Raw genomic sequence first — 22,528 nt, forward strand, 5'->3', positions numbered from 1 at the left:
TCAAACATCAAGCATTAGCTCTGCTCAATGCCTTTCATAGTCAATTTGATACGACCACGATTATCAACGTCTTGGACCAATACTTTAACGATTTGACCTTCTTTTAGATAGTCAGATACATTCTCTACGCGCTCGTCTGCGATTTGCGAGATATGGACGAGACCATCAGTATTTGGCAATACGTTAATAAAGGCACCGAAGTCAACGATACGAGCAACCGTACCTTCGTAAGTTTTACCTACTTCAACTTCTGCTGTGATTGCTTCAATTTTAGCAATTGCCGCTTTAGTTGCCGCTTTGTTTTCACCAAAGATACGGATGGTACCGGCATCATCAATGTCGATAACCGCGCCTGTTTCTTCCGTTAGCTGACGAATCGTTGCGCCGCCTTTACCGATAACATCACGGATTTTATCCGGATTGATCTCAATTACGGCATAGTTAGGTGCATGAGCATTAATTTCAGTACGACTTTCAGGCAATACTTTGTTCATTGCGTCTAAGATATGGATACGACCAGCATGAGCTTGCTTTAACGCTTGCTCCATGATGTCTGGGGTAATACCTTCGATTTTAATGTCCATCTGTAGAGCAGTAATACCGTCTTTAGAACCAGCGACTTTAAAATCCATATCGCCAAGATGATCTTCATCACCTAAGATGTCAGACAATACAGCAAAGCGCTCGCCTTCTTTAACCAGACCCATGGCAATACCAGCAACCGGTGCTTTAATTGGCACACCAGCGTCCATCAATGCCAAACTTGCACCACAAACAGAGGCCATAGACGATGAACCATTTGATTCAGTGATCTCAGAAACCACACGGATAACATATGGGAAGCGATCGCTATCAGGCAGCATCGCTTGTACACCACGGCGTGCCAAACGACCATGACCGATTTCACGACGTTTAGGAATACCTTCACGACCCGTTTCGCCTACTGAGAAATGCGGGAAGTTATAATGCAACATGAAATGGTCACGAATGGTACCCGCTAGTGAGTCAATCATATTGACGTCACGAGTATTACCAAGGGTTGTCGTTACCAATGCTTGGGTTTCACCACGTGTAAACAATGCTGAACCATGAGTAAATGGTAATACGCCCACTTGTACATCAAGGGCACGAACGGTTTCTAAATCACGACCGTCAATACGTGGCTTGCCTGACAAGATATTGTCACGAACAGTACGATATTTTAGATCGTTATAGATTTCTTTAAGCTCAGCAACATTATTGCTATACGCTTCTGATTCAGCATCGCCAGCAAGAGCAGCAAGGGCAGCGTCTTTGATTTCGTCAAGTTTCGCATAACGAGCTTGCTTATCAGTAACGGTATAAGCGTCAGATACTTGCGTACCGAACTGCTCTTTCATGCTGGTCTCTAATGCTTGATCGCGTACAGGAGCGGTATATTGTTGCTTAGCAGTACCAATTTCTTCTGCCATTGAGGCAATGTTATCGATAACGATTTGCTGCTGCTGATGACCGTATAAGACCGCACCTAGCATTTGATCTTCTGATAGCTCTGCAGCTTCAGACTCAACCATCAATACTGCAGACTTGGTACCAGCGACGACCAAGTCAAGATCACTTTCTTTAAGCTCTTCAAGGGTCGGGTTCAGTACGTATTCGCCATTGATAAAACCAACACGCGCCGCAGCAACAGGACCATTGAACGGGGCATCAGAGATAGCTAACGCTGCTGAAGCACCGATTAGTGCTGCGATATCCGCTGATTGAGTTTTGTCAGATGACACAACCGTCGCTGTGATTTGAATCTCGTTTACATAGCCTTCAGGGAATAGTGGACGGATTGGGCGGTCAATCAGACGCGAGGTTAAGGTTTCAGACTCGCTCGCGCGACCTTCACGTTTGCCGTAAGCACCTGGTATCTTACCTGCTGCATACATTTTTTCTTGGTAGTTTACGGTCAATGGAAAGAAGTTTTGACCTTCTTTAGCATCAGACTTTACAACCGCTGCTACCAATACAGTAACGCCGCCCATGTGGACTAAAATCGAGTTGGCTTGACGCGCAATACGTCCTGTTTCGATAACAACTTGCTGGTTACCGTATTGGAATTCACGCTTAATGGTATTAAACATTGTCATATAATTTTCCTAATATTGACTGACGAAATAATATCAGCACAAAAAACACTGATATCTGTCATTAAAATTCTTTGTATATAGCTTCTAATTGACTGTCTTTACAGTTATAAATCCTGTCTATCGAAACTATTATTATCAAATATTTATCTTATGCTACTGGCTTGTCTAGCTCGCTTAGCCCTGCATATTGGTTAATGCTAAAATTCGGTTTGCTATAACGATCATTTGGATTTTTATAGCATTAAAACCACTCCATCTATGGAGCCTCTTCACTACTTTACCTATGCATGTTTATCTATCATAAACAGTGCAAAAACCGACTAAGGCATCATTTTACAGTGATTTATGGTCATTGACCAACCTAATGCACTACTATCTATTTCTTAATAATTAGTTAAATATAAGCTTTTGTTTCTGTACTTAAACTCATACCATACTAATAAGCATAAAAAAACGGCGTGAAACTATTCCACACCGTTTTTAGAAAAATCTATTTTATCGATATCAACAAGCAAGTTCCAAATAGCTGCGCAAAAAATCTAAAATACTTCCCAGTTAAGGCATATCTCGTTTTAGCAACCATTTGTACTACTGTCGTCAAATTAACGACGTAGACCTAACTGGCTAATAAGGGTGGTATAGCGACCAAGATCTTTACCTTTTAAGTAATCAAGCAGTTTACGACGGGTATTAACCATACGGATAAGACCACGGCGGCTATGGTGATCCGCTTTATGTGCTTTAAAATGGTTTTGTAGATCGTTGATGCGAGCACTTAATAAAGCTACTTGAACTTCTGGTGAACCAGTGTCACTTTCACCACGTTGATATTGAGCAATTATTTGTTCGCGATCGGCATTAGTTAGCATAAATCTCTCCGGCAATGCTAAGAGCACCAAGATAACCTTAAAAGTTTAAGTATCGAGGAGCAATAGAATAGTCAATAAAATAGCCTGTACGTCATTCAGGACAACCCTGCATTACTAGAGTTGACCTAGTGTACGACAAGCTCAATGAGTCATAACTGTCATTTAAAACCATTTAGAATAATCTAAACCGTATTTAAATATGACGCCAATTATAACAAAAAACTGCTGGGCTAACAGCAGTTTTTTGTTATGGTTTTAAGAATATCTGATTATTGGTAAGTAAGTTGAGTAAATAGTTAGTACCCATCAAAAGTAAACATGAGATATAGATACTAGCCTTATAATCTAAGACTTATTTATTTTTTTGGATATCTTCTTCACTAGCCGTACCGCCTAGCTCATCGTCTGCTAAAGGCACAGTCGTAGCTTCTGCTAAACTATCAGGAGAGTTATCAGCACGAGGATTGATATCTTCTACAAGTTGATTAATCTCTTGTTCTTGCTCATCCATATCTTTTACTGAATTGCTCATAGTAACTCCTATTTATATTTAACTCATATATTCATACTTAAGAAGCTATTTATCTTCCTTCGTTTCCAAGTTATCAGCAATACGCTCTGCGGCAGCTTCAGTGTCTTCTGTATGATTATCTTCCGTCTGGCTTTTAAGCGCTGCTTTGGCAGAATCAGAACGTTGTTGCTCAAATTTGGTATCGTTTGGATTAGGCTGTGTCATCGTGTTATATCCTTATAGATAATGAATAAAAATTACTCTAAGTTGAAACGATTGGAACTTATGTTAAAGCTTTATCAATCGCTGCGACGAAATTATTAATATCATCTGGGTTGCGAGAGGTAATCAGATTACCGTCTATCTGCACGCTTGCGTCTATGAATTTTGCCCCAGAATTTTCTAAATCAAGTTGTAGAGTATGATAAGCCGTTAATGTTTTACCCTTAGCTATACCAGTATTGATTAATATCCAAGGCGCATGGCAGATAACAGCAAGCGGTTTACCAGCCTCATTTATAGCAGTAATAATACTATGTGCATCTTCGTTACCACGCATGGTATCAGCATTAACCGTACCACCCGGCAAAACCAAAGCATCATACTCAGCAGGTTTTGCGTCTTTTGCAAAAATATCAGCGGTAAAGGTATCGCCTTTGTTGACGTCTTGCTGCATACCTTGAACTTCTTTTTCTTTATTAGTCGTTATTAGAAGTGTGCTGTAACCTTTGGCTTTTAGTTGGCTGTTAACCTCTTCATATTCTGCTTGTTCAAAGTTGTTATGAAGTAAAAAAGCAATCGTTCTCATAGTACTTCCTATTATTTGTAAATTATCTTTATGACTGAATGATTTTCTTATAATTGTAGAAATTAATTTATATGAATTAATGTCTTATTATTTTTATTTAGTTTTACTGCTCAGATTTATCATTATCATTATTTTATTCAACGAAATTTATAGTAAATCCATTTTTTATTATTATCATCCTTTCATATTGTACTTTTTGTAATTTCTTATTATTTTCATCCATGTCATGCTTTCCTTAACTGACTTAATCAAGATACAAAAAAAGCAGGTTTCACTATAGGTGAAACCTGCAATAAAATGTGACGATATGTGATTTGTGTGAACTCTTAGTAAGTTTTGCAGCTTTTAAGTTATAAATCTAGCCAAATTTACGTGTTGAAATTACAACTGAATCAGCTTTTTAGGTTGCAATCGACCATTTAAGCTCACTGCCCCTAGACCAATAAACGCGCCCTGCTCATCGATAAGACGAATATCTATCGGTATTTCATGTACAAATTGCTGCTCGTTATCATTGTTAGTATCTTCAATATTTTGACTATGAGCAGCGCTGTTATTGTTAGCAGCTAAATGCTGATCGATAGCTGTTGTGATATAACTTTGCACATCATCAGTCAACTGATCCATAACATTCAAGCGTTGACCCATTTGTACGCGCTCGCACTGCTCTGACGATAGTGACAGCTCAGCACTAATATCAATGCAGGCATCTACTGGCAATAGATATGTCTGACGTTGTTCTAATGGCAATGCTTCTAAATCTGCAAGCGCAATTGTCTCATCGATTTTAAAATCACCCACTTGTAGACGACGTAGTGCCGTCAAATGGCCAAGTGTAGCCATAGTTTTGGCAATATCTTCTGCCAATACGCGCACATAAGTGCCCTTTGAACAGGTTACTGTTAACTGGATTTGCTGCTTATCGATTGCTTTTAACTTAATGGCTTTAAGGACAATGTCTCTTGACGGGCGGTCTACTTCTATACCAGCACGAGCATATTCATAGAGTTTTTTGCCATCTTTTTTTAAGGCAGAATACATCGGTGGAATTTGCTGCTGAGCACCTAAAAACTGCTGAGCAACTTTGTCTAATATCACATCATTAAACGCTGGAATCGGTGCCTCAGCAGTGACTTGCCCATCGGCATCACCGGTATCAGTTTGACTGCCAAGTAAAATAGTCGCTTGATAAGATTTATCCGCATCAAGCTGATAGTGACTGAACTTGGTCGCTTCACCCAAACAGATAGGCAATAATCCTGTTGCCATTGGATCAAGTGTGCCAGTATGACCTGCTTTCTTACTATCATGGTTAGGCGATTTAAATAAATATTTTACCTTTGAAACCACTTGCTGAGAAGTCATACCTTGAGGCTTATCGACTAAAATAACACCAGAAACTTTAATCTTGTTAGGGTGATTACTAGACTTTTTATCCGCTTGTGTAGAGGCTTTTGTAGAAACAATCGACATAATGGCTTTTACCCTTCTACTCTTCGTTTTCTTGCTCGTCAGACTCATTTTCTTCAGTTTTAATAACCGCTTTACTGATTAAATCCATCATATAATTACCACGAGCAGTCACTTCATCATAATGAAAGCGCAAACGCGGTGTTGTGCGAGTTTTCAAGCTATGACTCAGCTCAGTACGCAAGAAGCCTGCTGCTTTATTTAGCACCTTGATACTTTCTTCATGATTTGACATAGTCATAGCATCATTGAGCTCAGGCTCCATAATGGTCACATACACATCAGCATAGCCCAAATCTGGGCTGACTTTAACGCTAGAGATAGTGACAAAACCTGTCAGACGAGGATCATTGACCGCGTCGCGGATAAGGACAGCAAGCTCACGCTGAATCTGATCAGCTAAACGTTGTAAACGTTGGTTCATGTTATTACCTTGTTTTTATTGATCAATATAATCAGTTATTAATAAGTTTAACGACTAATATTTGTTAAAAAAGGCCTAGCAGGATGTACCTGTTAGGCCTAAGTACAGCTGAATATTTATAAGATAGCTAATCCATCATGCCATGCGCAGTTAATAAAGCGGATTGCATGATGCACCATCCTAATTTTACCAGTGACTTTAGATAGTACGTGCGAACTCTTGAATCTCAAAGACTTCGATTTTATCACCAGCTTCTACATCGTAACCGCGAACGGCTAGACCACATTCCATGCCCGTACGTACTTCATTAACGTCTTCTTTGTAGCGACGTAATGACTGTAATTGACCAGTAAAGATAACTTGGTCATTACGTAATACACGGATAGGTTTGTTGCGATAAATCGTACCTTCAACCACCATACAACCAGCAGCTGCACCAAACTTACTAGAGCGGAATACTTCACGAACGTCTGCAACACCCAAGATTTTCTCGCGATGTTCTGGCGCAAGCATACCGCTCATTGCCGCTTTCACATCATCAATCAAGCCATAAATAACGCTGTAATAGCGAATATCCATGTTGGCAGAATCTGATTTACGACGTGCGGTAGCATCTGCACGAACGTTGAAGCCTAGCAATACCGCTTCACTAGATTCTGCTAGCGTCACATCTGACTCAGAGATAGGACCAACGCCTGAGCTGATCACACGAACTTTAACTTCATCCGTCGATAACTCATTCAATGCGGCAAGTAGTGCTTCAAGCGAACCACGAACATCGGTTTTTAGAACAATATTTAGGTATGAAACATTACCCTGTTCCATCTGATCAAACATGCTCTCTAGACGCATCGCGTTTTGACGCTCAAGCTGACGCTCGCGCTCACGGTTGGTTCTAAAGTCCGCGACTTCACGGGCTTTTTTCTCGTCCGTTAAGACTAAGAATTCACTACCAGCTGCTGGCGTTTCAGGTAAGCCTAATATCTCTACAGGGATAGAAGGTCCAGCTGATTGAATACGTTTGCCATGTTCATCAGTCATCGCACGAACTTTACCGTAATATTCACCAGCTAAGACTAAATCGCCTTGTTTTAATGTACCTTTTTTGACAAGGACACTAACGACAGGACCACGACCTTTTTCAAGTCTTGACTCAATAACCACACCTTGAGCAGGACCATCTAATGGTGCTTCTAATTCCATTAGCTCAGCTTGTAAGCTAATAAGCTCTAGCAGCTCATCAATACCATCACCTGTCTTGGCTGAGATACGAGCCATAGGAGTATCGCCACCCCAATCTTCCGATACCACTTCTTTTGCAGTCAATTCGTTAAGAACACGATCAGGATCAGCACTTGGCTTATCCATTTTGTTGATAGCAACAATCAGCGGCGTACCAGCAGCACGAGCATGATCAATCGCTTCTTCAGTTTGCGGCATCATGCCGTCATCTGCAGCAACGACCAATACAACGATATCTGTCGCTTGAGCACCGCGTGAGCGCATTGCACTAAAGGCGGCGTGTCCTGGAGTATCAAGGAAAGTAATAACACCACGCGCTGTTTTCACATGATAAGCACCGATATGCTGAGTAATACCACCTGCTTCGCCCGTAGCCACTTTCGTTTCACGAATTTTATCTAGTAATGACGTCTTACCATGATCAACGTGACCCATGATAGTGACTACTGGTGGACGCGTTTGTACGTTACTGCTGCGCTCATCAACAGCATCTTGTAGATCGTCTTCAACTTTAGTATCACTGACGGGTACTGGATTGTGACCCATCTCTTCTACAATTAGACTAGCAGTTGCTTGATCAATCATGTCTGATTCGCGAGCAATTTCACCCATTTTCATGAGTAACTTAGTCACTTCACGAGCTTTCACTGCCATGCGCTGGGCAAGATCAGAAACCGTGATTTGCTCACTGATTTCTACATCATAAACAATTTTTTCGACAGGTTTTTCAAATTTATGCTGTGAAGACTGGCTTGAACGTAGACCGTTTTTGCGGTTCTTAATTTCACGCTCGTCTTGATTTTTACGACGACCACGGCCACGTGCACTAGTGGTACTGGTGCCACGCTTGATTTCACGACGTTCTTTCTCAAACGATTCTTCTAATGCGTCACCGACCAAACCTTCTGCCAATGGCTCATCTTTACGAACTTCAGTTGCGGGCTGATCAGTATATTGACCAGCCATTTTACGCATTTGCTCAAGCGTACGCTTTTGCGCTTCTTCAGCTTGGGTACGGCGTGTTTCAGTTTCGATCTCGCGTAAACGAGCTTCTTCCTTTTCACGCACTTCACGAGCTTTACGCTCAACTGCCGTCTCAACTTTTGGTTTCGTCGCTGTCACTTTCTTCTTAGGTTGTTCTTTCGGCTTAACTTCAATAGTAGTCTTGCCGCCTTTTTTCACAACCACTGACGTTGAAATATCGTCATTCTTGTCGTCTGACTTTTTGCTAGAGCCAAGGCTTGCACGCATCGCAGCTAAAGTAGCAGCTTGACGCTCCTCAGATTTTTTCTTAGTAGCAGCACGGTCTTCGGCGTCTTTAGCAGCACGTGCTTGCGACTCAATCATCGCTTGCTCACGTGCAGCCAATTCTTCAGCCATCTTTTCTGGGTCAGGCTTCTCGAACACTTTCTTTTTACGCACTTCAACATTGACGCTCTTAGATTTGCCCGAAGAGCCAGTCACACGCGCAGTACTAGTCGTTTTAGACTTCAGACTAATGCGACGCTTTTCTTCCTGTCCATGACTTTGCTTTAAATACGTCACCAACTTTTCCTGCTCAAGCTCAGTGACTAAGTCACCCTCTGCACGCGCAGGCAGTCCAGCATCTACCAATTGCTGTTGTACAGCAATTGCGGTTTTGCTTACCATATCTGCCAGTTCTTTGACGGTCTTATCTGCCATTTATTATCACCTACTGTCTATTATTTGCTATATGTTCAATTCAGTTGTTGGCTACAAATGATTGGGGTAAGGCTGATATAAATTTTGCTCATACCAACACTTTATTATCGATAGCATATCACCAAAAGACAGCGATATGCAGTTACCGCTTATTCATTGAACCAAGATTCCCGAGCTTTCATGATGAGTTTTCCTGCGGTTTCAGTATCTAAGTCTTCGATATCTTCTAAGTCGAAGACGGCTTGTTCTGCCAAGTCATCCACCGTAATGATGTCTTTTTGAGCCATTTTATAAGCCCAACTGACTGTCATTCCTTCAAGATCTTGTAGTTCCTGACTTGGCTCTTTCATGTTCTGTTGTTTGACCAATTCGTCTGCAATAACGACTTCTTTCGCACGCTCTTGGATCATATCAATCGCTTCATCATCTAATCCTTCAATATCGTAGAAGGTTTCGACAGGTACATAAGCCACTTCTTCAATACTGGTAAAACCAATATCGACAAGTGCTTGTGCTAAGTCTTTATCCACTTCTAGGCGTTCATAGAATAGTTCGATGAATGCTTTAGATTCGTTTGCTTGACGCTGCTGATACTCTTCTTCTAGCATCATATTTAGCTTATAGCCAGTCAGCTCAGAAGCTAAGCGTACGTTTTGACCTTGTGAGCCAATCGCACGTGCTAGCTGATCATTGGTACTAAAGATAATATCAGCCGTTTGCGTATCTTCATCTAGGATGATACTGCTTACGTCTGCAGGCTCTAAAGCGCTGATGATAAATTGGGCAGGATCATCTGACCAAACCACTACATCAATACGCTCGCCATCAAGCTCTTGCTGTACTGCTTGGATACGTGTACCACGCATACCAATACAAGCACCAACCGGATCGATACGATGATCGTTGGTCTTAACCGCTATTTTAGCACGAGTACCCGGTAAGCGCGCGACGTTACGGATTTCGATAATTTGTTCTGCAATCTCAGGCACTTCTTTTTGCATCAATGCCGAGAGCATTTCAGGATGAGTACGTGATAGAAGCAACTGAGCGCCGCGATTTTCACGGTTCACATGATATAAGATGGCATTGATACGCGATTTTGCGCGCAATTGCTCACGTGGTAGCATCTGATCACGTGACAGATAACCCTCAGCATTATCACCTAAGTCAATGATGTAACCATCACGGGTTTGTTTTTTGACTTCGCCATACATCATCTCGCCAACACGTGGCTCGAAAGCATCTGCTACTAAATTACGCTCAGCTTCACGAATCTTTTGGATGATAACTTGTTTGGCTTGAGTGGCAGCAATACGACCAAACTCGATCGACTCAATTTGCTCTTCTTTAATATCACCGATTGACCATTCTTCTTGATCAAGGTCAGTAATCGCAAGCTGACAAGCAGGCATTTCATGGTCTTCATCTGCAACCACTGTCCAATAACGATAAGTATCATAATCGCCTGTTGTACGGTCAATTGAGACCCGCACTTCTACTTCCGGCTGATCGGTATATACTTTTTTCTTAGTCGAGACGACCAAAGCATCTTCGATTGCTTCAAAGATATCTTCAGGATTTAAGCCCTTCTCGTTACTGACAGTTTCTACTACCGTTAAGATTTCACGACTCATACTATGCCTGTCCTATCATTTTTTAATTGACTTAAATTTTATAATTTTTGACTTACTCTATATTTTCACCATCAGTCATCTAAGCTATTAGACTAACCGCGTTTATACACTAAAAGCTCTAATAGCGAATAGATTAAGCATCTTCGTAAATCAAATTGGCTTTATCAATATTGCTTAATGCAATCTCAAACTGCTCACCATCAGTGGCAGTCAGCTTTAAAGAGGTGGCATCGATACTATTCAAAGTACCAGTTGCTTTACGGCGTTTTTTATCACCTTCACCAATCGCTTGTATCAAACGCAAGCTCACTGTCTGACCGACATAAGCATGCATTTGCTCATCTGAAAAGAACGCACGGTCAAAACCAGGTGAAGAGACTTCTAAAATAAACTCACCGGAAATCGGGTCATGAACTTCAAGAATACCGCTCACTTGGTGATTCACTGCTGCACAGTTCTCAATCGTTACTTGTTTATTTTGAGCTTGCTCTTCTGGCAATGCCTCAATATAAATGCGTAACAAAGAGCGATTGCCCTGTGGTGCAAACTCTATACCCCATAGTGCCACATCGCAAGCCGCGACGGCAGGGGCAATGATATTAGTCAATTCTGTAACTTTAGTCGAAAGCTTCATAATCTATTTATATTTTCCTATTCACTTATCTATCTTACTTAATAAATCCTGCTGAAGTTTTTCTTCATCATTATTTAATAAGAACCTATCGTTATTTAAACCACAGTGATTGTCTTATGCTTAAATTATAAACACAAATGATATCTACCGGGTATTTATATCAGGGTAAGCTTGACAAATATCAAGCTCAGCCGCGCTATGCTTTTATTACTTATAAAGCAGTACTATCGATAAAAGAGTGAGGAATAAAAGATAGTGTGCTTAAGTATCATCGCGCCATGAATGACATGTGATGACAAGCTTCTATAAATGGTATCGCACTCTATAGACATAGAGCTTAGCATAAGTAGGATAGATATCGCGATTACACAGACCATCAGATACAAAAAAACCCACAAGCATAATGGTGGGCTAATTGTTACTGACAAATTTAGTGTGCAAAACATCAGTATAAAAAGTGGTAGCGGGGGCTGGATTTGAACCAACGACCTTCGGGTTATGAGCCCGACGAGCTACCAGACTGCTCCACCCCGCATCAATCTAGAACGCGTATTATAGGGAGGTTTTATAGTAGTGTCAATCTTTATTTAAAAATAATTTAAATTAAAAATCTTAGCTATTTATGAACGACTCACTTAATACGATACAACTTTAAAACTTGGTGCGATTGGGGGGACTTGAACCCCCACAGCTTGCGCCACCACCCCCTCAAGATGGCGTGTCTACCAATTCCACCACAATCGCATTACTCTAACTGTTCTCTCTATATTCTCAATACCCATTATAGTTGACGCGTAAGGTAAGCATCAAAGGTCTAAGAATTGTAAAAACAGAAAAAGCATTGTAAATGTAACGCTTTCAAATAGCAAGGGCTGCCTACTTAAAAAACTAGAGTAACAGCAGCTACTGAGGATTTTGTGTCAAAGGCCGCGGCGTTTGTGGTGCTGAAACCGGTGCATCTAGACGAAACTGATCTTCTGCCTGCTTACGAGCATGGACTGCAAGGGTCATACTCGTGATAAAAAAGATGGCGGTCAATACAGCTGTCGCGCGTGTTAAAAAGTTGGCAGTGCCCGCTGCACCAAACACTGTACCTGATGAGCCGGCACCAAAAGAAGCCCCTGCATCTGCCCCTTTACCATGCTGTATCAAAATCAAGCCAATCATGGCAATCGCCACGATAATATGCAGGGCTAATATAAACGTAAACATGGTGGCCTCTTTTGCCGCGTAATGACGACTGATAACGAAAAACAAATCGTATGGTGTAATAGTGATAAAGAATGGCGGTAAATGTTGCCATATCGATGATATAAATAGGGCGTATTGTACACGATTGCAAGGGCACTGTTAAACCCACTTTTGCCAACTGATAAAGACATTTTGTGAATAACAATTACAATAAAGACTCGCGTTTTTATTATATCTATCAAGAATCTACTAGATACTGGCTTGGCTAAAAGCGGTGGCAATCGTCAGAAAGCTGTCAGCTTTCAATGAAGCACCGCCAACTAAAGCGCCATCAATCATAGGATCAGCAGCAAAGCTATTAGCATTATCAGCATTGACACTACCGCCATACAAAACTGTCATATTAGACAATGAGTCGGCAAATCCTGCCAACGTTTGCTTGATATGCTTATGAGTGGCGCTGACTTCTGCTACCGTTGGCACTTTACCTGTACCTATTGCCCATACTGGCTCATAAGCAATAATGAGAAGAGTCGGTAATGCCTCAATAAGTTCTGGCTGCTGTGCAATGAATTCTTTGATAACCGCTAACTGATTATCGATGACTGTAAGAGTTTGCTTGGTATCATATTGCGCTTGGCTTTCACCAATGCAAAATACCACGCCTAAATCTTGTGACAACGCATGAATCATTTTTTGCAATAAAGTATCGTTAGATTCTTGATGATACTGACGGCGCTCTGAGTGACCAAGGATTGTCCAAGTCGCTCCAGCATCGACTATCTGCTGCGCCGAACATTCACCTGTATAGGCACCAACACTGGCACTATGCCCACTAACGTCTTGAGCTGCACACAGTATTGATGTGTCTTTTAGGCGACCATTCACTGCTGCTAAATGTATCAAGCTTGGTGCTACCATTATTTGACAACGTGCGGAGTTATCGTGGCTCATTTGCTTGGTTGTACTAATAGCAGCGCATAAGTCGTCCAGTAGTGCGTTTACATCATGGCTCGTTGCTGGATTCTGCTTCCAATTTCCAATTACCCAAGCTTGCATTCTTCTCTACCTTGTCTTATATATGGCTGCCAATATGGCTAATATGCGCGCAAGTATAACAAATATTTCACAAGTGCTATAGTATAGTGCGCCCCAAATCAAAACTGACCTTTCAACCGTTGCTTTAGTAACTATTGCTAAATAATTATTTTTTATGAGCCAATTGAGCTCTACTCACTATAAAACCTTTGCGCTCACGTAAATCCCTATATGATTTTCTCAATATAGGATAAAGTGCAGACAATCGATTTTTTTATCTCAAACCCGTATTTAAAATAACTATTTTAATAATTAGCTCAACTATCAACGATAAAATGGCAATAAGTAAAACATGGTGAATAGCCTGCTATTTAGGTAAATATATCGCCTACCAGATATCGAGCAAGGAGAAGTCTTAATGTCTATCACAACCAGTAAATACGGTGGCTTAGCACAGCAACTGATTAGCGAAGGTATCGTAAGTGAAGCGCATATGAAAGCGGCGCAGACTGATTCGCAGCAGCAGCAAGTAGGACTGGTCTCTTATCTGGTAGAGCATAAGCTCGCCAATGCCTATCAATTGGCTCAAATGCTATCGCAAGCATTCGGCGATCCTTTATTTGATCTTGATACGCTCAGCTCAGAGGTCATCCCAAAAGACTTGGTCGACGAAAAAATCGTCCGTAAGTTTAATGCCTTGCCAATGTTTAAGCGTGGGCAACGCTTATTTGTGGCACTGAGTGATCCGACCCGTATCGATGCGATTGATGCTATTGCCTTTAACTCTCGCTTGTCGATTGAAACAGTCGTGGTCGAAGAAGATAAGCTTAAAAGGCGTATTGAAAGCTTCTATGCTGATAGCATGCAGAATTTTGATAGCTTTTCTAATAGTGATTTGCATATTGGCTTTGATGAGAGTCAAGAAGAAGATAACGGCGAGACCAAAATCTCTGATAGCGTCGAGGAAGCACCGGTCGTCAAGTTTGTTAATAAAATGCTAGTAGATGCCATTCGTATGGGTGCGTCCGACTTACATTTTGAGCCCTATGAAAAAAGCTATCGAGTGCGCTTTCGAGTTGATGGGGTCATGCAAAAAATGGCCAACCCGCCCGTACAACTCGCGGGGAAAATTGCTGCGCGTTTAAAAGTGATGTCACAAATGGATATCTCAGAGCGCCGGGTGCCACAAGATGGTCGTATTAAGCTTAAGATATCTAAAGATAAGGCCATCGACTTTCGGGTAAGCTGCCTACCTACCTTGTTTGGTGAAAAGCTGGTTTTGCGTATTCTAGATCCCTCATCAGCCATGCTTGGTATTGAAGCGTTGGGCTATGAGCCTGACCAACAAGATATGTTCTTGGAGGCGTTACATAAACCGCAAGGGATGCTTCTTATCACAGGTCCTACTGGCTCTGGTAAAACCGTCTCACTTTATACTGGTATTAATATCTTGAACACGGGTTCGACCAATATTTCGACTGCTGAAGATCCTGTCGAAATTAACCTTGAAGGTATTAATCAGGTCAACGTCAATCCAAAAGTGGGGTTGACTTTCTCCACCGCGCTTAAGTCTTTCTTACGCCAAGATCCTGATATTGTGATGGTTGGTGAGATTCGTGATCTTGAAACTGCTGAGATTGCGATTAAAGCGGCACAAACAGGCCATATGGTACTTTCAACCTTACATACCAATTCAGCGCCCGAAACGTTAACGCGATTACGCAATATGGGTGTCGCTTCCTTTAATATTGCTACTTCCGTGAACTTGGTCATTGCTCAGCGATTGGCACGGCGCTTATGTAAAAACTGTAAAAAACCTATTAGTATCCCACGTCAAAGTCTGCTTGAGCTTGGCTTTACAGATGCTGACTTAGACAATACAGACAATATAATCTACGAGCCAGTCGGTTGTAATGAGTGCCGTGAAGGCTACAAAGGCCGTGTGGGCATTTATGAGGTGATGAAAGTCACTCCAGATATTTCACGTATTATCATGGAAGATGGTAACGCGATAGATATCAAAGATGCTGCACTTAAAAACGGTTTTAGAGACTTACGTCGCTCTGGTGTTTTAAAGGTTTTACAAGGCGTCACCAGTATTCAAGAAATGATGCGCGTGACTTCTGAATAGCATATTTGGTTGAAAAGTTTGGTACAGATATTGCTTTGAGTAAAGTTCATTATGTCCGTAAAGCTTGTCGTTTAATTACTATTAAACAATAATAGCCAGTAGGAAAAATAAAACAGATAAACACTGGTTTTTTGCGCTAAAATAAAGTATATCCGCTTAAAACAATGGGTTAACTACGTTTTATAGCAGGCATTATCTATATTAGACCATTTTTTGAAGGAACGGACATGGCAAAAGCTAAGACCGACATGCTGTTAGACTTTGTATATGATGGCGTCAACCGTCGCGGGCAAAAGGTAAAAGGTGAGACGACCAGTCGTAGCTTAGAGCTTGCCAAAGCCACGTTGCGCAAACAAGGTATTACGGTTAAAGGTATCAAGAAAAAGCCAAAACCCTTATACACCTTTAAAAAGTCTATCAAGCCTATCGATATTGCTATTTTTGCACGTCAATTAGCAACCATGATGAAAGCTGGGGTGCCATTGACTCAATCCTTTGAGATTGTCGCGGACTCTCTCGATAATCCAAGTATGAAAGATTTGGTGTTACAAATCAAAGCCGATATTGAAGCGGGTGGTACTTTTGCATCGGCATTACGTCGCCATCCCCGCTATTTTGACGATCTTTTTTGCTCGCTTGTCGATTCTGGCGAGCAGTCAGGTGCGTTAGAAACCATGCTAGAGCGAGTTGCGACTTATAAAGAGAAAAGCGAGCTGTTAAAAGCTAAAATTAAAAAAGCCATGAAATATCCTATCGCGGTCGTTGTAGTTGCTATTATTGTCACCATTATTCTGCTTGTTAAAGTCGTTCCAGTGTTTGCTGATTTATTTGGCTCTTTTGGTGCAGAATTACCTGCTTTTACCCAAATGGTCGTAGGTATGTCTGAGTGGATGCAAGCATGGTGGTTCATCTTAATTGTATTTATTGGTGGCGCTATTATTGGCTTTTCAGAAGCTAAGAAGCGTTCAAAGAAATTTCGCGATGTCTTAGACCGTGCGGTATTAAAAGCGCCAATATTTGGCAATATCGCTTACCAAGCGGTGATTGCGCGTTTTGCTCGTACGCTGTCTACGACTTTTGCTGCCGGCGTACCGCTTATTGATGCGCTCGATTCTACTGCTGGTGCAGCCAATAATGTAGTTTTCTATAACGCTATTCAGCAAATCAAAAATGACGTCTCTACGGGACAACAATTACAGTTCTCAATACGTTCAACCAATTTATTTCCAAGTCTTGCTATTCAAATGGTAGGTATCGGTGAAGAGTCTGGTAGCTTAGAAGAGATGCTCGATAAAGTAGCAGTCTATTATGAAAACGAAGTTGATAACGCTGTTGATGGTTTGACCAGCTTGATGGAGCCGCTTATTATGGCGGTACTTGGCGTATTAGTTGGTGGTTTGGTCATTGCCATGTACTTACCAATCTTCCAGATGGGCTCAGTAGTAGGTTGAAAGCTAATTAAAGGACAGCTAATTCATGCAATTTATACAGTTACTACAAGAAAATATGACCATTGCTTTGGTCGTATTTGGTCTACTAGGGCTGTGCGTCGGTAGCTTCTTAAACGTGGTAATTCATCGCACTCCATTGATGATGGTATCGGCTTGGCGAAAAGAGTGTAGCCAGTTTATGTATGAGCAAGCAGATATGCCGCGTGAGCATACGATGCCACTAGTTAATATTGTTGCCACTGATACACCTATTACCTTAAGTAAACCAGCATCGCGCTGCCCGCACTGTGCCCACAAAATTAAGTGGTATGAAAACATACCTTTAATTAGCTGGATAGTACTACGCGGACGTTGCTCAGAGTGCAAAGCGGCTATCGGGCTTCGATATCCTATCGTTGAGCTGGTCACTGCTCTGCTATCTGCACTAGTCATTTATCATTTTGGCGTTAATATGGTAGGGCTGTCGGCATTAGTTTTAGTCTGGACACTCATCGCCTTAACTGGTATCGATTTTGATACTCAGTTATTGCCTGACCGCTTAACTTTTCCATTAGCAGGGCTAGGATTGGCGGTCAATTCACAAGGTTGGTTTGTGCCCCCTACTCAGTCGATATGGGGCTTGTTATTGGGATTTTTATCGTTATGGATAGTGGTCAAGATATTTTATTTAATCACCAAAAAGCATGGCATGGGACAAGGCGACTTTAAATTATTGGCAGTACTGGGTGCGTGGCTTGGACCTATGATGTTACCCTTGATTATTTTATTATCATCATTGCTCGGCTCTATCGTTGGGCTTATCTTGATGAAAAAACAAGGTGAGAGCAAGCCTTTTGCCTTTGGTCCTTATATTGCTATTGCCGGTATTGTGGCATTGTTATACAGCTCAGATATCGTTAATTGGTATTTAGGTATGTATACTTAAGCAGTAGCCATTTCCCAATAGTTATGTGTAACCTTCCATTGATTACAGTCATTATCCTTCTATCAGTCAGATAAGTCATCATTATGTCAAAATACGCAGCAGCACCTTCACCTTATTCGCATCAGCCGCAAACGCCTGAGCATAAAAGTAAAACATTGGTAGTGGGTTTAACGGGTGGTATCGGCAGTGGCAAATCAGCCGCCAGCGACTGGTTCGCACAGCAGGGAATCGATATTATTGATGCAGATGTCATTGCACATGAAGTGGTGGTCAAAGGCAGCTCAACATTGCGCAAGATCCAGAGGAAATTTGGTGATTGGGTGCTAAATGCTGATGGCGATATGGACCGCGCCGCTGTACGAACCCATGTGTTTACTTACCCTGATGCTCTAATTGAACTTGAAGCGATTACCCATCCCGCGATACGCGAAGCTGCAAAAAAGCAATTGGCAGAGAGTACCTCGCCGTATGTAGTGTTGTCAGCGCCGCTATTAATTGAAGCAGCAGAAGCTGGGCTTGCCAATTTATGTCAACGTATTTTGGTGATGGATGCTACGGAAAATACCCAACTTGCGCGAGCCAGTCAACGTGATGCGCTAAGTGTGCAAAAAATTGAAGCCATTATGGTCAATCAGCTTAGCCGTGAAGAGCGCAATCGTCATGCGGATGATGTGGTATTAAATGAGAGTGATCTTGCGGCGCTATATGTACAATTAGAGCCGCTCCATCAAGACTATCTTAAGCTTGCCCAGCAGCTAAAGTTCGCTGCCGATTAATCTCATACAAAGCCATACCTGTCGCCACACTGACATTCAAGCTTTGCAAGTTGCCATGCTCGTTGCCTGACATCGGAATATAAACCAGCTCATCGCAGCTTTCTGTTGTCAGGCGACGCATCCCCTCACCTTCTGAACCCATGATAATAGCCGTCTTACCAGTCAGATCTGCAGCATGGATTGGTTTGGCATCGGCATTAAGAGCGGTACCAAACACAAAAACGCCGGCATTTTTAATTTTTGTCAGCGTGCGTGCCAGATTGGTCACGCTAACAATAGGCATCATTTCAGCCGCGCCGACTGATACTTTGGCAACCGTTGGCGTCAAGCTAGCTGCATGATGTTTCGGACAAATGACTGCATCGACACCCATGGCTACTGCTGTACGCAAACAAGCGCCAAAATTATGGGCGTCCGTAATTTGGTCTAGTACCAGTAACAAACAATCATCTCGACCAGCAAGCGTATCTAGCAAACCTTCATCAGCAAAGCCTAAAGGACGGGCGTTCAGCACTACGCCTTGATGTTGCGGGCTACCACACAGCTGAGTAAGTTTGTCTTTTTGCGTTGGTTGAATACTGATGCCATTATCACGTGCTTGCGCCATAATAGACTGTACATGACTGTCAGTCTCGCGCCCTTGCTGTACAAACAAGCTCAGTCCATCAAGAGGACGGTATTCGAGCAAGGCATCAATGGCATGAATGCCATAAAAATAGGTAGGTTTTGCCATAATAGGCCTATTGATTATAAAGTGGGTATTGCACAGTGTTATAAAAAACATGCAATAAAAATAGAGATGTGTAATTGTAGCAATTAATGACCAGCTTCATCTAAATAATGTCAGCAAAAAAAAGAAATAAACCTCATAAGATTTATTTCTTTGGAATCATTGGCTTTTGGCTTCATCAATTATATAACGATACTTTGAGGCACATTAGCCTTCTAAGTGACAAATATACTGGACGATCTGTTCTGTGCGTAAATTGAAACCGCTATTACCTTCAACCACGAATGACTGTCCTGCGCGGTAGTAGCTGAAATCCTCTTCCCCATTTATTTTGACTTCGCACTCACCGCTAGTGATTTCAATACGTTCAGATGTATTGGTACTAAAGTGATAATGCTCGACCAAATTATCACAAGGTAAGATAACACCTAATGTTTTATGACGACCGTCCTCGAACATAATGGTATGGCTTGAGCAACGACCATCATAGGATATCGTGGCTTGAGCATTGACTGTTACATTAGTAAATTGCGCCGCTGTCATAGTGGCTTCCTTATCAAATAATTATTGCCAACTAAAAAACCAAATTGAATGTGTAGATAAGCAAATGCTTAGATAAGCGTTGTTATATCTACCTTTTACCATCGACTCTAAATCATTTTTACTTTACTGTACGCTGATTATAGAATTGATTTATCTTATAGGTTTAAAAATAACCATTTATTACTGATACTTACTGACACACAGGTTTGTATCATGTCCTACAAGCTAACTGCTCTGTCGTAGAATGCACGAAAATCTGGTGGTAAGAGTTTATCATTATGTGAGATTATGCTACCACATTATATCTATAAAGTTTGTTACAGCGGCAGGAAAGTTCCGCTTATTATGATGGCTTTAAGTGATGTTATTGATTACCTTTAATATTTGTATTTAAGATTATTTGCCACCATACTATTTGCCAATTGCATTTATCTATGTTGCAGTATGAACTGAACCGATTCATTCCTTTATTTAACCTATTGTAGAGATAACCTCCTTGTACGACATTACATCGTATTTGAGGTTTGTTGTCTGTCATGAGAGGCGTTGATGCTAGTATCATTAACTTTAAATCAGTTTGCGTTAATTGCTCAGCATGAGCTGAGTGTGGCTGAAGGCTTCAATGTCATCACTGGTGAAACAGGCGCTGGCAAATCGCTATTACTCGATGCGCTGTCTTTATGTATCGGCGAGCGCGCAGACAGTGCGATGGTCCGGCATGGCGCGGCGCACGCGGATATCTACGCGCAATTTGATGTAGAAAACAATAGTATCATTGCTGAATGGTTTGCCAAAAATGAGCGGGCGTTAGAAGAGCCAGATGTATTGATTCGCCGCCAGCTTAGCAATACAGGGCGCTCAAAAGCATGGTTAAATGGCACACCTGTCAGTTTGGCCGAGCTTAAGAGTTTGGGTGCATTGCTGGTCAATATTCATAGTCAACATGCTCAGCAGGCGCTACTCAAGCCACAATTTGTAGTGCAATGGCTAGATGAAATGGCACAGATAACTTCTCTTGCTACGCAGACCTCAAGTAGCTATCAAGCTTATCAGCAACTTAAACGCCGCGCTGACGATCTCGCTAGCCGTGAAGCTCAGCGCCAAGATCGTATTCAACTGTTGCAAAGCCAGTTAGCAGATATCGCACCGTTATTGGTCGTTGATTATGCAGAAGTAGAAGCGGAACACGAAGAATTATCTAATATTGAAGCACTAATGATAGAGGCCAGTCATGGTTTGCATTTACTCGATAATGATACCGATGAGCCCGATGTAATGACCTTGCTCGGGCAAGCAATTAAACTATGCGACAATCAAATGAGCGTAAGCCAAACCTTTGAGCAAGCCTCAGAACAGCTGCATTTGGCGCAGCAGCAAATCACTGAAGTGACTGGCTTATTGTCAGATTATGCTGAGCAGCAATTGCCTGACCCTGAGCGTTTGCAGTCATTAGACAGTTTAATCAGTTTAGGTCATCGCCTATCACGTAAGCATAACTTGCCAGCGAGCGACTTGATTCATGAAGCAAAAGGCTGGGAAGCGCAATTAGAACAATTAGAAAACGAGCCAAGCAGTGATGCAATGGCGGCACAAATTGAGCAAGCATGGCAAGAATATATAGCACTAGCAACGGAGCTAAATAAAAAACGGGCTAAAGCTGCGCCGATTGTCAGCAAACAGCTGATTAAGCAACTACAGCCGCTTGCCCTACCTAATGCACGTTGTGAATTCGTTTTTACTCAAAAGACCGATGTCAGCCAATATAATGGGCAAGGCTGTTATGATATCGATTTGTTATTCAGCGCCAACGTCGGTATGCCGATGCAGCCCCTACACAAAATCGCTTCAGGCGGTGAGCTATCACGTATGGCGCTAGTGATGCAGGTCTTGCAAGCGACCAATGCAGATAATAATGCGGCAAAACCTATGCTGGTCTTTGACGAAGTTGATGTTGGTATCAGTGGCGGTACGGCACAAGTGGTGGGTGAGCTGTTGCGCGCCCTTGGGCAAACGCAGCAATTACTCGCCATTACCCACCAAGCCCAAGTCGCTGCGCAAGCACATCAGCATATCTTGGTACAAAAACACCATGACGAGCAAACTGAAAGTGAGCTTGTCATCTTAACCGAGAGTGCGCAAGTAGATGAGCTGGCACGTATGTCTGGTGGTGTTATTATCACCGATGTCACTCGTGACCATGCACGCAGTTTATTGAGCGATGTTAAATGATCATTAATTGACCACCATAAACACCTTTTTATTGCTAAATCCTTGCTTTAGTTGATTTTTTATTCATTATCGCCATATAGTGGTATCAGCTCTGTTATTTTACCTTTATTAGTAGGTTGCGT

Annotated in this window: 19 protein-coding genes and 2 tRNA genes; 5 read left to right on the forward strand and 16 right to left on the reverse strand. The window is 41.8% G+C overall.

From position 1 onward, the window contains the following. Positions 1–14 precede the first annotated feature (14 nt). The 14 genes from pnp to tpiA all read right to left on the reverse strand — a co-directional run bounded on the left by pnp (position 15) and on the right by tpiA (position 13,642). On the reverse strand, positions 15–2,117 hold the full coding sequence (pnp, locus tag OEG80_RS12290; protein ID WP_133103972.1) for a polyribonucleotide nucleotidyltransferase: 2,103 nt from the start codon (positions 2,115–2,117) through the stop codon (positions 15–17). 602 nt (positions 2,118–2,719) lie between these two features. Next, complete coding sequence (rpsO, locus tag OEG80_RS12295; protein WP_011512454.1) at positions 2,720–2,986, reverse strand: 30S ribosomal protein S15; 267 nt, start codon at positions 2,984–2,986, stop codon at positions 2,720–2,722. A gap of 352 nt (positions 2,987–3,338) precedes the next feature. Continuing rightward, entirely contained in the window at positions 3,339–3,518 is a 180-nt protein-coding gene (locus tag OEG80_RS12300; protein WP_133103973.1) for a hypothetical protein, read from the reverse strand. Positions 3,519–3,563: 45 nt separating this feature from the next. Next, entirely contained in the window at positions 3,564–3,722 is a 159-nt protein-coding gene (locus OEG80_RS12305; protein ID WP_188004066.1) for a hypothetical protein, read from the reverse strand. 58 nt (positions 3,723–3,780) lie between these two features. Next, the gene (locus OEG80_RS12310; protein WP_263241067.1) at positions 3,781–4,305 is read right to left on the reverse strand and encodes a type 1 glutamine amidotransferase domain-containing protein; all 525 of its coding nucleotides are present in this window, start codon (positions 4,303–4,305) and stop codon (positions 3,781–3,783) included. A 381-nt stretch (positions 4,306–4,686) separates the two neighbouring features. After that, a complete protein-coding gene (gene truB, locus OEG80_RS12315) occupies positions 4,687–5,778 on the reverse strand; it encodes a tRNA pseudouridine(55) synthase TruB (protein ID WP_263241068.1) in 1,092 nt (363 codons plus the stop codon). Positions 5,779–5,794: 16 nt separating this feature from the next. Continuing rightward, positions 5,795–6,199 (reverse strand): ribosome-binding factor A, encoded by a 405-nt coding sequence (locus OEG80_RS12320; protein WP_011279383.1) that lies wholly within the window; start codon positions 6,197–6,199, stop codon positions 5,795–5,797. A gap of 198 nt (positions 6,200–6,397) precedes the next feature. After that, entirely contained in the window at positions 6,398–9,124 is a 2,727-nt protein-coding gene (infB, locus tag OEG80_RS12325; RefSeq protein WP_263241069.1) for a translation initiation factor IF-2, read from the reverse strand. Positions 9,125–9,273: 149 nt separating this feature from the next. Then, complete coding sequence (gene nusA, locus OEG80_RS12330) at positions 9,274–10,758, reverse strand: transcription termination factor NusA (protein ID WP_011512448.1); 1,485 nt, start codon at positions 10,756–10,758, stop codon at positions 9,274–9,276. A gap of 133 nt (positions 10,759–10,891) precedes the next feature. After that, positions 10,892–11,392 carry a ribosome maturation factor RimP gene (gene rimP, locus OEG80_RS12335; RefSeq protein ID WP_011512447.1) on the reverse strand — a complete coding sequence of 167 codons (501 nt, stop codon included), beginning with the start codon at positions 11,390–11,392 and terminating at the stop codon, positions 10,892–10,894. A gap of 458 nt (positions 11,393–11,850) precedes the next feature. Then, positions 11,851–11,927, reverse strand: a tRNA-Met gene (locus OEG80_RS12340). A gap of 124 nt (positions 11,928–12,051) precedes the next feature. Beyond that, positions 12,052–12,136, reverse strand: a tRNA-Leu gene (locus OEG80_RS12345). Positions 12,137–12,295: 159 nt separating this feature from the next. Next, complete coding sequence (secG, locus tag OEG80_RS12350) at positions 12,296–12,604, reverse strand: preprotein translocase subunit SecG (protein WP_011512446.1); 309 nt, start codon at positions 12,602–12,604, stop codon at positions 12,296–12,298. A 228-nt stretch (positions 12,605–12,832) separates the two neighbouring features. Beyond that, positions 12,833–13,642, reverse strand: a complete 810-nt coding sequence (tpiA, locus tag OEG80_RS12355; RefSeq protein WP_263241070.1) for a triose-phosphate isomerase — start codon at positions 13,640–13,642, stop codon at positions 12,833–12,835. A 397-nt stretch (positions 13,643–14,039) separates the two neighbouring features. Between tpiA and pilB the strand changes: the two genes are divergently transcribed. The 4 genes from pilB (at position 14,040) to coaE (ending at position 18,904) form a co-directional block, all read left to right on the forward strand. Continuing rightward, positions 14,040–15,752 carry a type IV-A pilus assembly ATPase PilB gene (pilB, locus tag OEG80_RS12360; RefSeq protein ID WP_263241071.1) on the forward strand — a complete coding sequence of 571 codons (1,713 nt, stop codon included), beginning with the start codon at positions 14,040–14,042 and terminating at the stop codon, positions 15,750–15,752. A gap of 227 nt (positions 15,753–15,979) precedes the next feature. Beyond that, positions 15,980–17,203: a type II secretion system F family protein gene (locus tag OEG80_RS12365; protein ID WP_181209343.1), complete on the forward strand. Its 1,224-nt coding sequence runs from the start codon at positions 15,980–15,982 to the stop codon at positions 17,201–17,203. A gap of 25 nt (positions 17,204–17,228) precedes the next feature. Then, complete coding sequence (locus tag OEG80_RS12370) at positions 17,229–18,128, forward strand: prepilin peptidase (protein ID WP_263241073.1); 900 nt, start codon at positions 17,229–17,231, stop codon at positions 18,126–18,128. Between the two features lie 83 nt (positions 18,129–18,211). After that, the gene (gene coaE, locus OEG80_RS12375) at positions 18,212–18,904 is read left to right on the forward strand and encodes a dephospho-CoA kinase (RefSeq protein ID WP_263241074.1); all 693 of its coding nucleotides are present in this window, start codon (positions 18,212–18,214) and stop codon (positions 18,902–18,904) included. Here coaE and rlmB read toward each other — a convergent pair. Beyond that, positions 18,867–19,637, reverse strand: coding sequence for a 23S rRNA (guanosine(2251)-2'-O)-methyltransferase RlmB (rlmB, locus tag OEG80_RS12380; protein ID WP_133103981.1), 771 nt, complete (start codon positions 19,635–19,637; stop codon positions 18,867–18,869). The two genes, coaE and rlmB, sit on opposite strands and share 38 nt — an antisense overlap. A 204-nt stretch (positions 19,638–19,841) precedes the next feature. Further along, positions 19,842–20,177, reverse strand: coding sequence for a pyrimidine/purine nucleoside phosphorylase (ppnP, locus tag OEG80_RS12385; protein ID WP_020442457.1), 336 nt, complete (start codon positions 20,175–20,177; stop codon positions 19,842–19,844). A gap of 549 nt (positions 20,178–20,726) precedes the next feature. Here ppnP and recN point away from each other — a divergent pair. Further along, positions 20,727–22,406 carry a DNA repair protein RecN gene (recN, locus tag OEG80_RS12390; protein WP_263241076.1) on the forward strand — a complete coding sequence of 560 codons (1,680 nt, stop codon included), beginning with the start codon at positions 20,727–20,729 and terminating at the stop codon, positions 22,404–22,406. The last annotated feature ends 122 nt before the right edge of the window (positions 22,407–22,528 follow it).

The sequence above is a fragment of the Psychrobacter sp. SC65A.3 genome, from assembly GCF_025642195.1.
Lineage (GTDB): Bacteria > Pseudomonadota > Gammaproteobacteria > Pseudomonadales > Moraxellaceae > Psychrobacter > Psychrobacter cryohalolentis.

Excerpts from the sequence above, each read along its gene's own strand:
- pnp (WP_133103972.1), bottom strand. The coding sequence starts at position 2,117 with ATGACAATGTTTAATACCATTAAGCGTGAATTCCAATACGGTAACCAG.
- rpsO (WP_011512454.1), bottom strand. The coding sequence starts at position 2,986 with ATGCTAACTAATGCCGATCGCGAACAAATAATTGCTCAATATCAACGT.
- OEG80_RS12300 (WP_133103973.1), bottom strand. The coding sequence starts at position 3,518 with ATGAGCAATTCAGTAAAAGATATGGATGAGCAAGAACAAGAGATTAAT.
- OEG80_RS12305 (WP_188004066.1), bottom strand. The coding sequence starts at position 3,722 with ATGACACAGCCTAATCCAAACGATACCAAATTTGAGCAACAACGTTCT.
- OEG80_RS12310 (WP_263241067.1), bottom strand. The coding sequence starts at position 4,305 with ATGAGAACGATTGCTTTTTTACTTCATAACAACTTTGAACAAGCAGAA.
- truB (WP_263241068.1), bottom strand. The coding sequence starts at position 5,778 with ATGTCGATTGTTTCTACAAAAGCCTCTACACAAGCGGATAAAAAGTCT.
- OEG80_RS12320 (WP_011279383.1), bottom strand. The coding sequence starts at position 6,199 with ATGAACCAACGTTTACAACGTTTAGCTGATCAGATTCAGCGTGAGCTT.
- infB (WP_263241069.1), bottom strand. The coding sequence starts at position 9,124 with ATGGCAGATAAGACCGTCAAAGAACTGGCAGATATGGTAAGCAAAACC.
- nusA (WP_011512448.1), bottom strand. The coding sequence starts at position 10,758 with ATGAGTCGTGAAATCTTAACGGTAGTAGAAACTGTCAGTAACGAGAAG.
- rimP (WP_011512447.1), bottom strand. The coding sequence starts at position 11,392 with ATGAAGCTTTCGACTAAAGTTACAGAATTGACTAATATCATTGCCCCT.
- secG (WP_011512446.1), bottom strand. The coding sequence starts at position 12,604 with ATGTTTACGTTTATATTAGCCCTGCATATTATCGTGGCGATTGCCATG.
- tpiA (WP_263241070.1), bottom strand. The coding sequence starts at position 13,642 with ATGCAAGCTTGGGTAATTGGAAATTGGAAGCAGAATCCAGCAACGAGC.
- pilB (WP_263241071.1), top strand. The coding sequence starts at position 14,040 with ATGTCTATCACAACCAGTAAATACGGTGGCTTAGCACAGCAACTGATT.
- OEG80_RS12365 (WP_181209343.1), top strand. The coding sequence starts at position 15,980 with ATGGCAAAAGCTAAGACCGACATGCTGTTAGACTTTGTATATGATGGC.
- OEG80_RS12370 (WP_263241073.1), top strand. The coding sequence starts at position 17,229 with ATGCAATTTATACAGTTACTACAAGAAAATATGACCATTGCTTTGGTC.
- coaE (WP_263241074.1), top strand. The coding sequence starts at position 18,212 with ATGTCAAAATACGCAGCAGCACCTTCACCTTATTCGCATCAGCCGCAA.
- rlmB (WP_133103981.1), bottom strand. The coding sequence starts at position 19,637 with ATGGCAAAACCTACCTATTTTTATGGCATTCATGCCATTGATGCCTTG.
- ppnP (WP_020442457.1), bottom strand. The coding sequence starts at position 20,177 with ATGACAGCGGCGCAATTTACTAATGTAACAGTCAATGCTCAAGCCACG.
- recN (WP_263241076.1), top strand. The coding sequence starts at position 20,727 with ATGCTAGTATCATTAACTTTAAATCAGTTTGCGTTAATTGCTCAGCAT.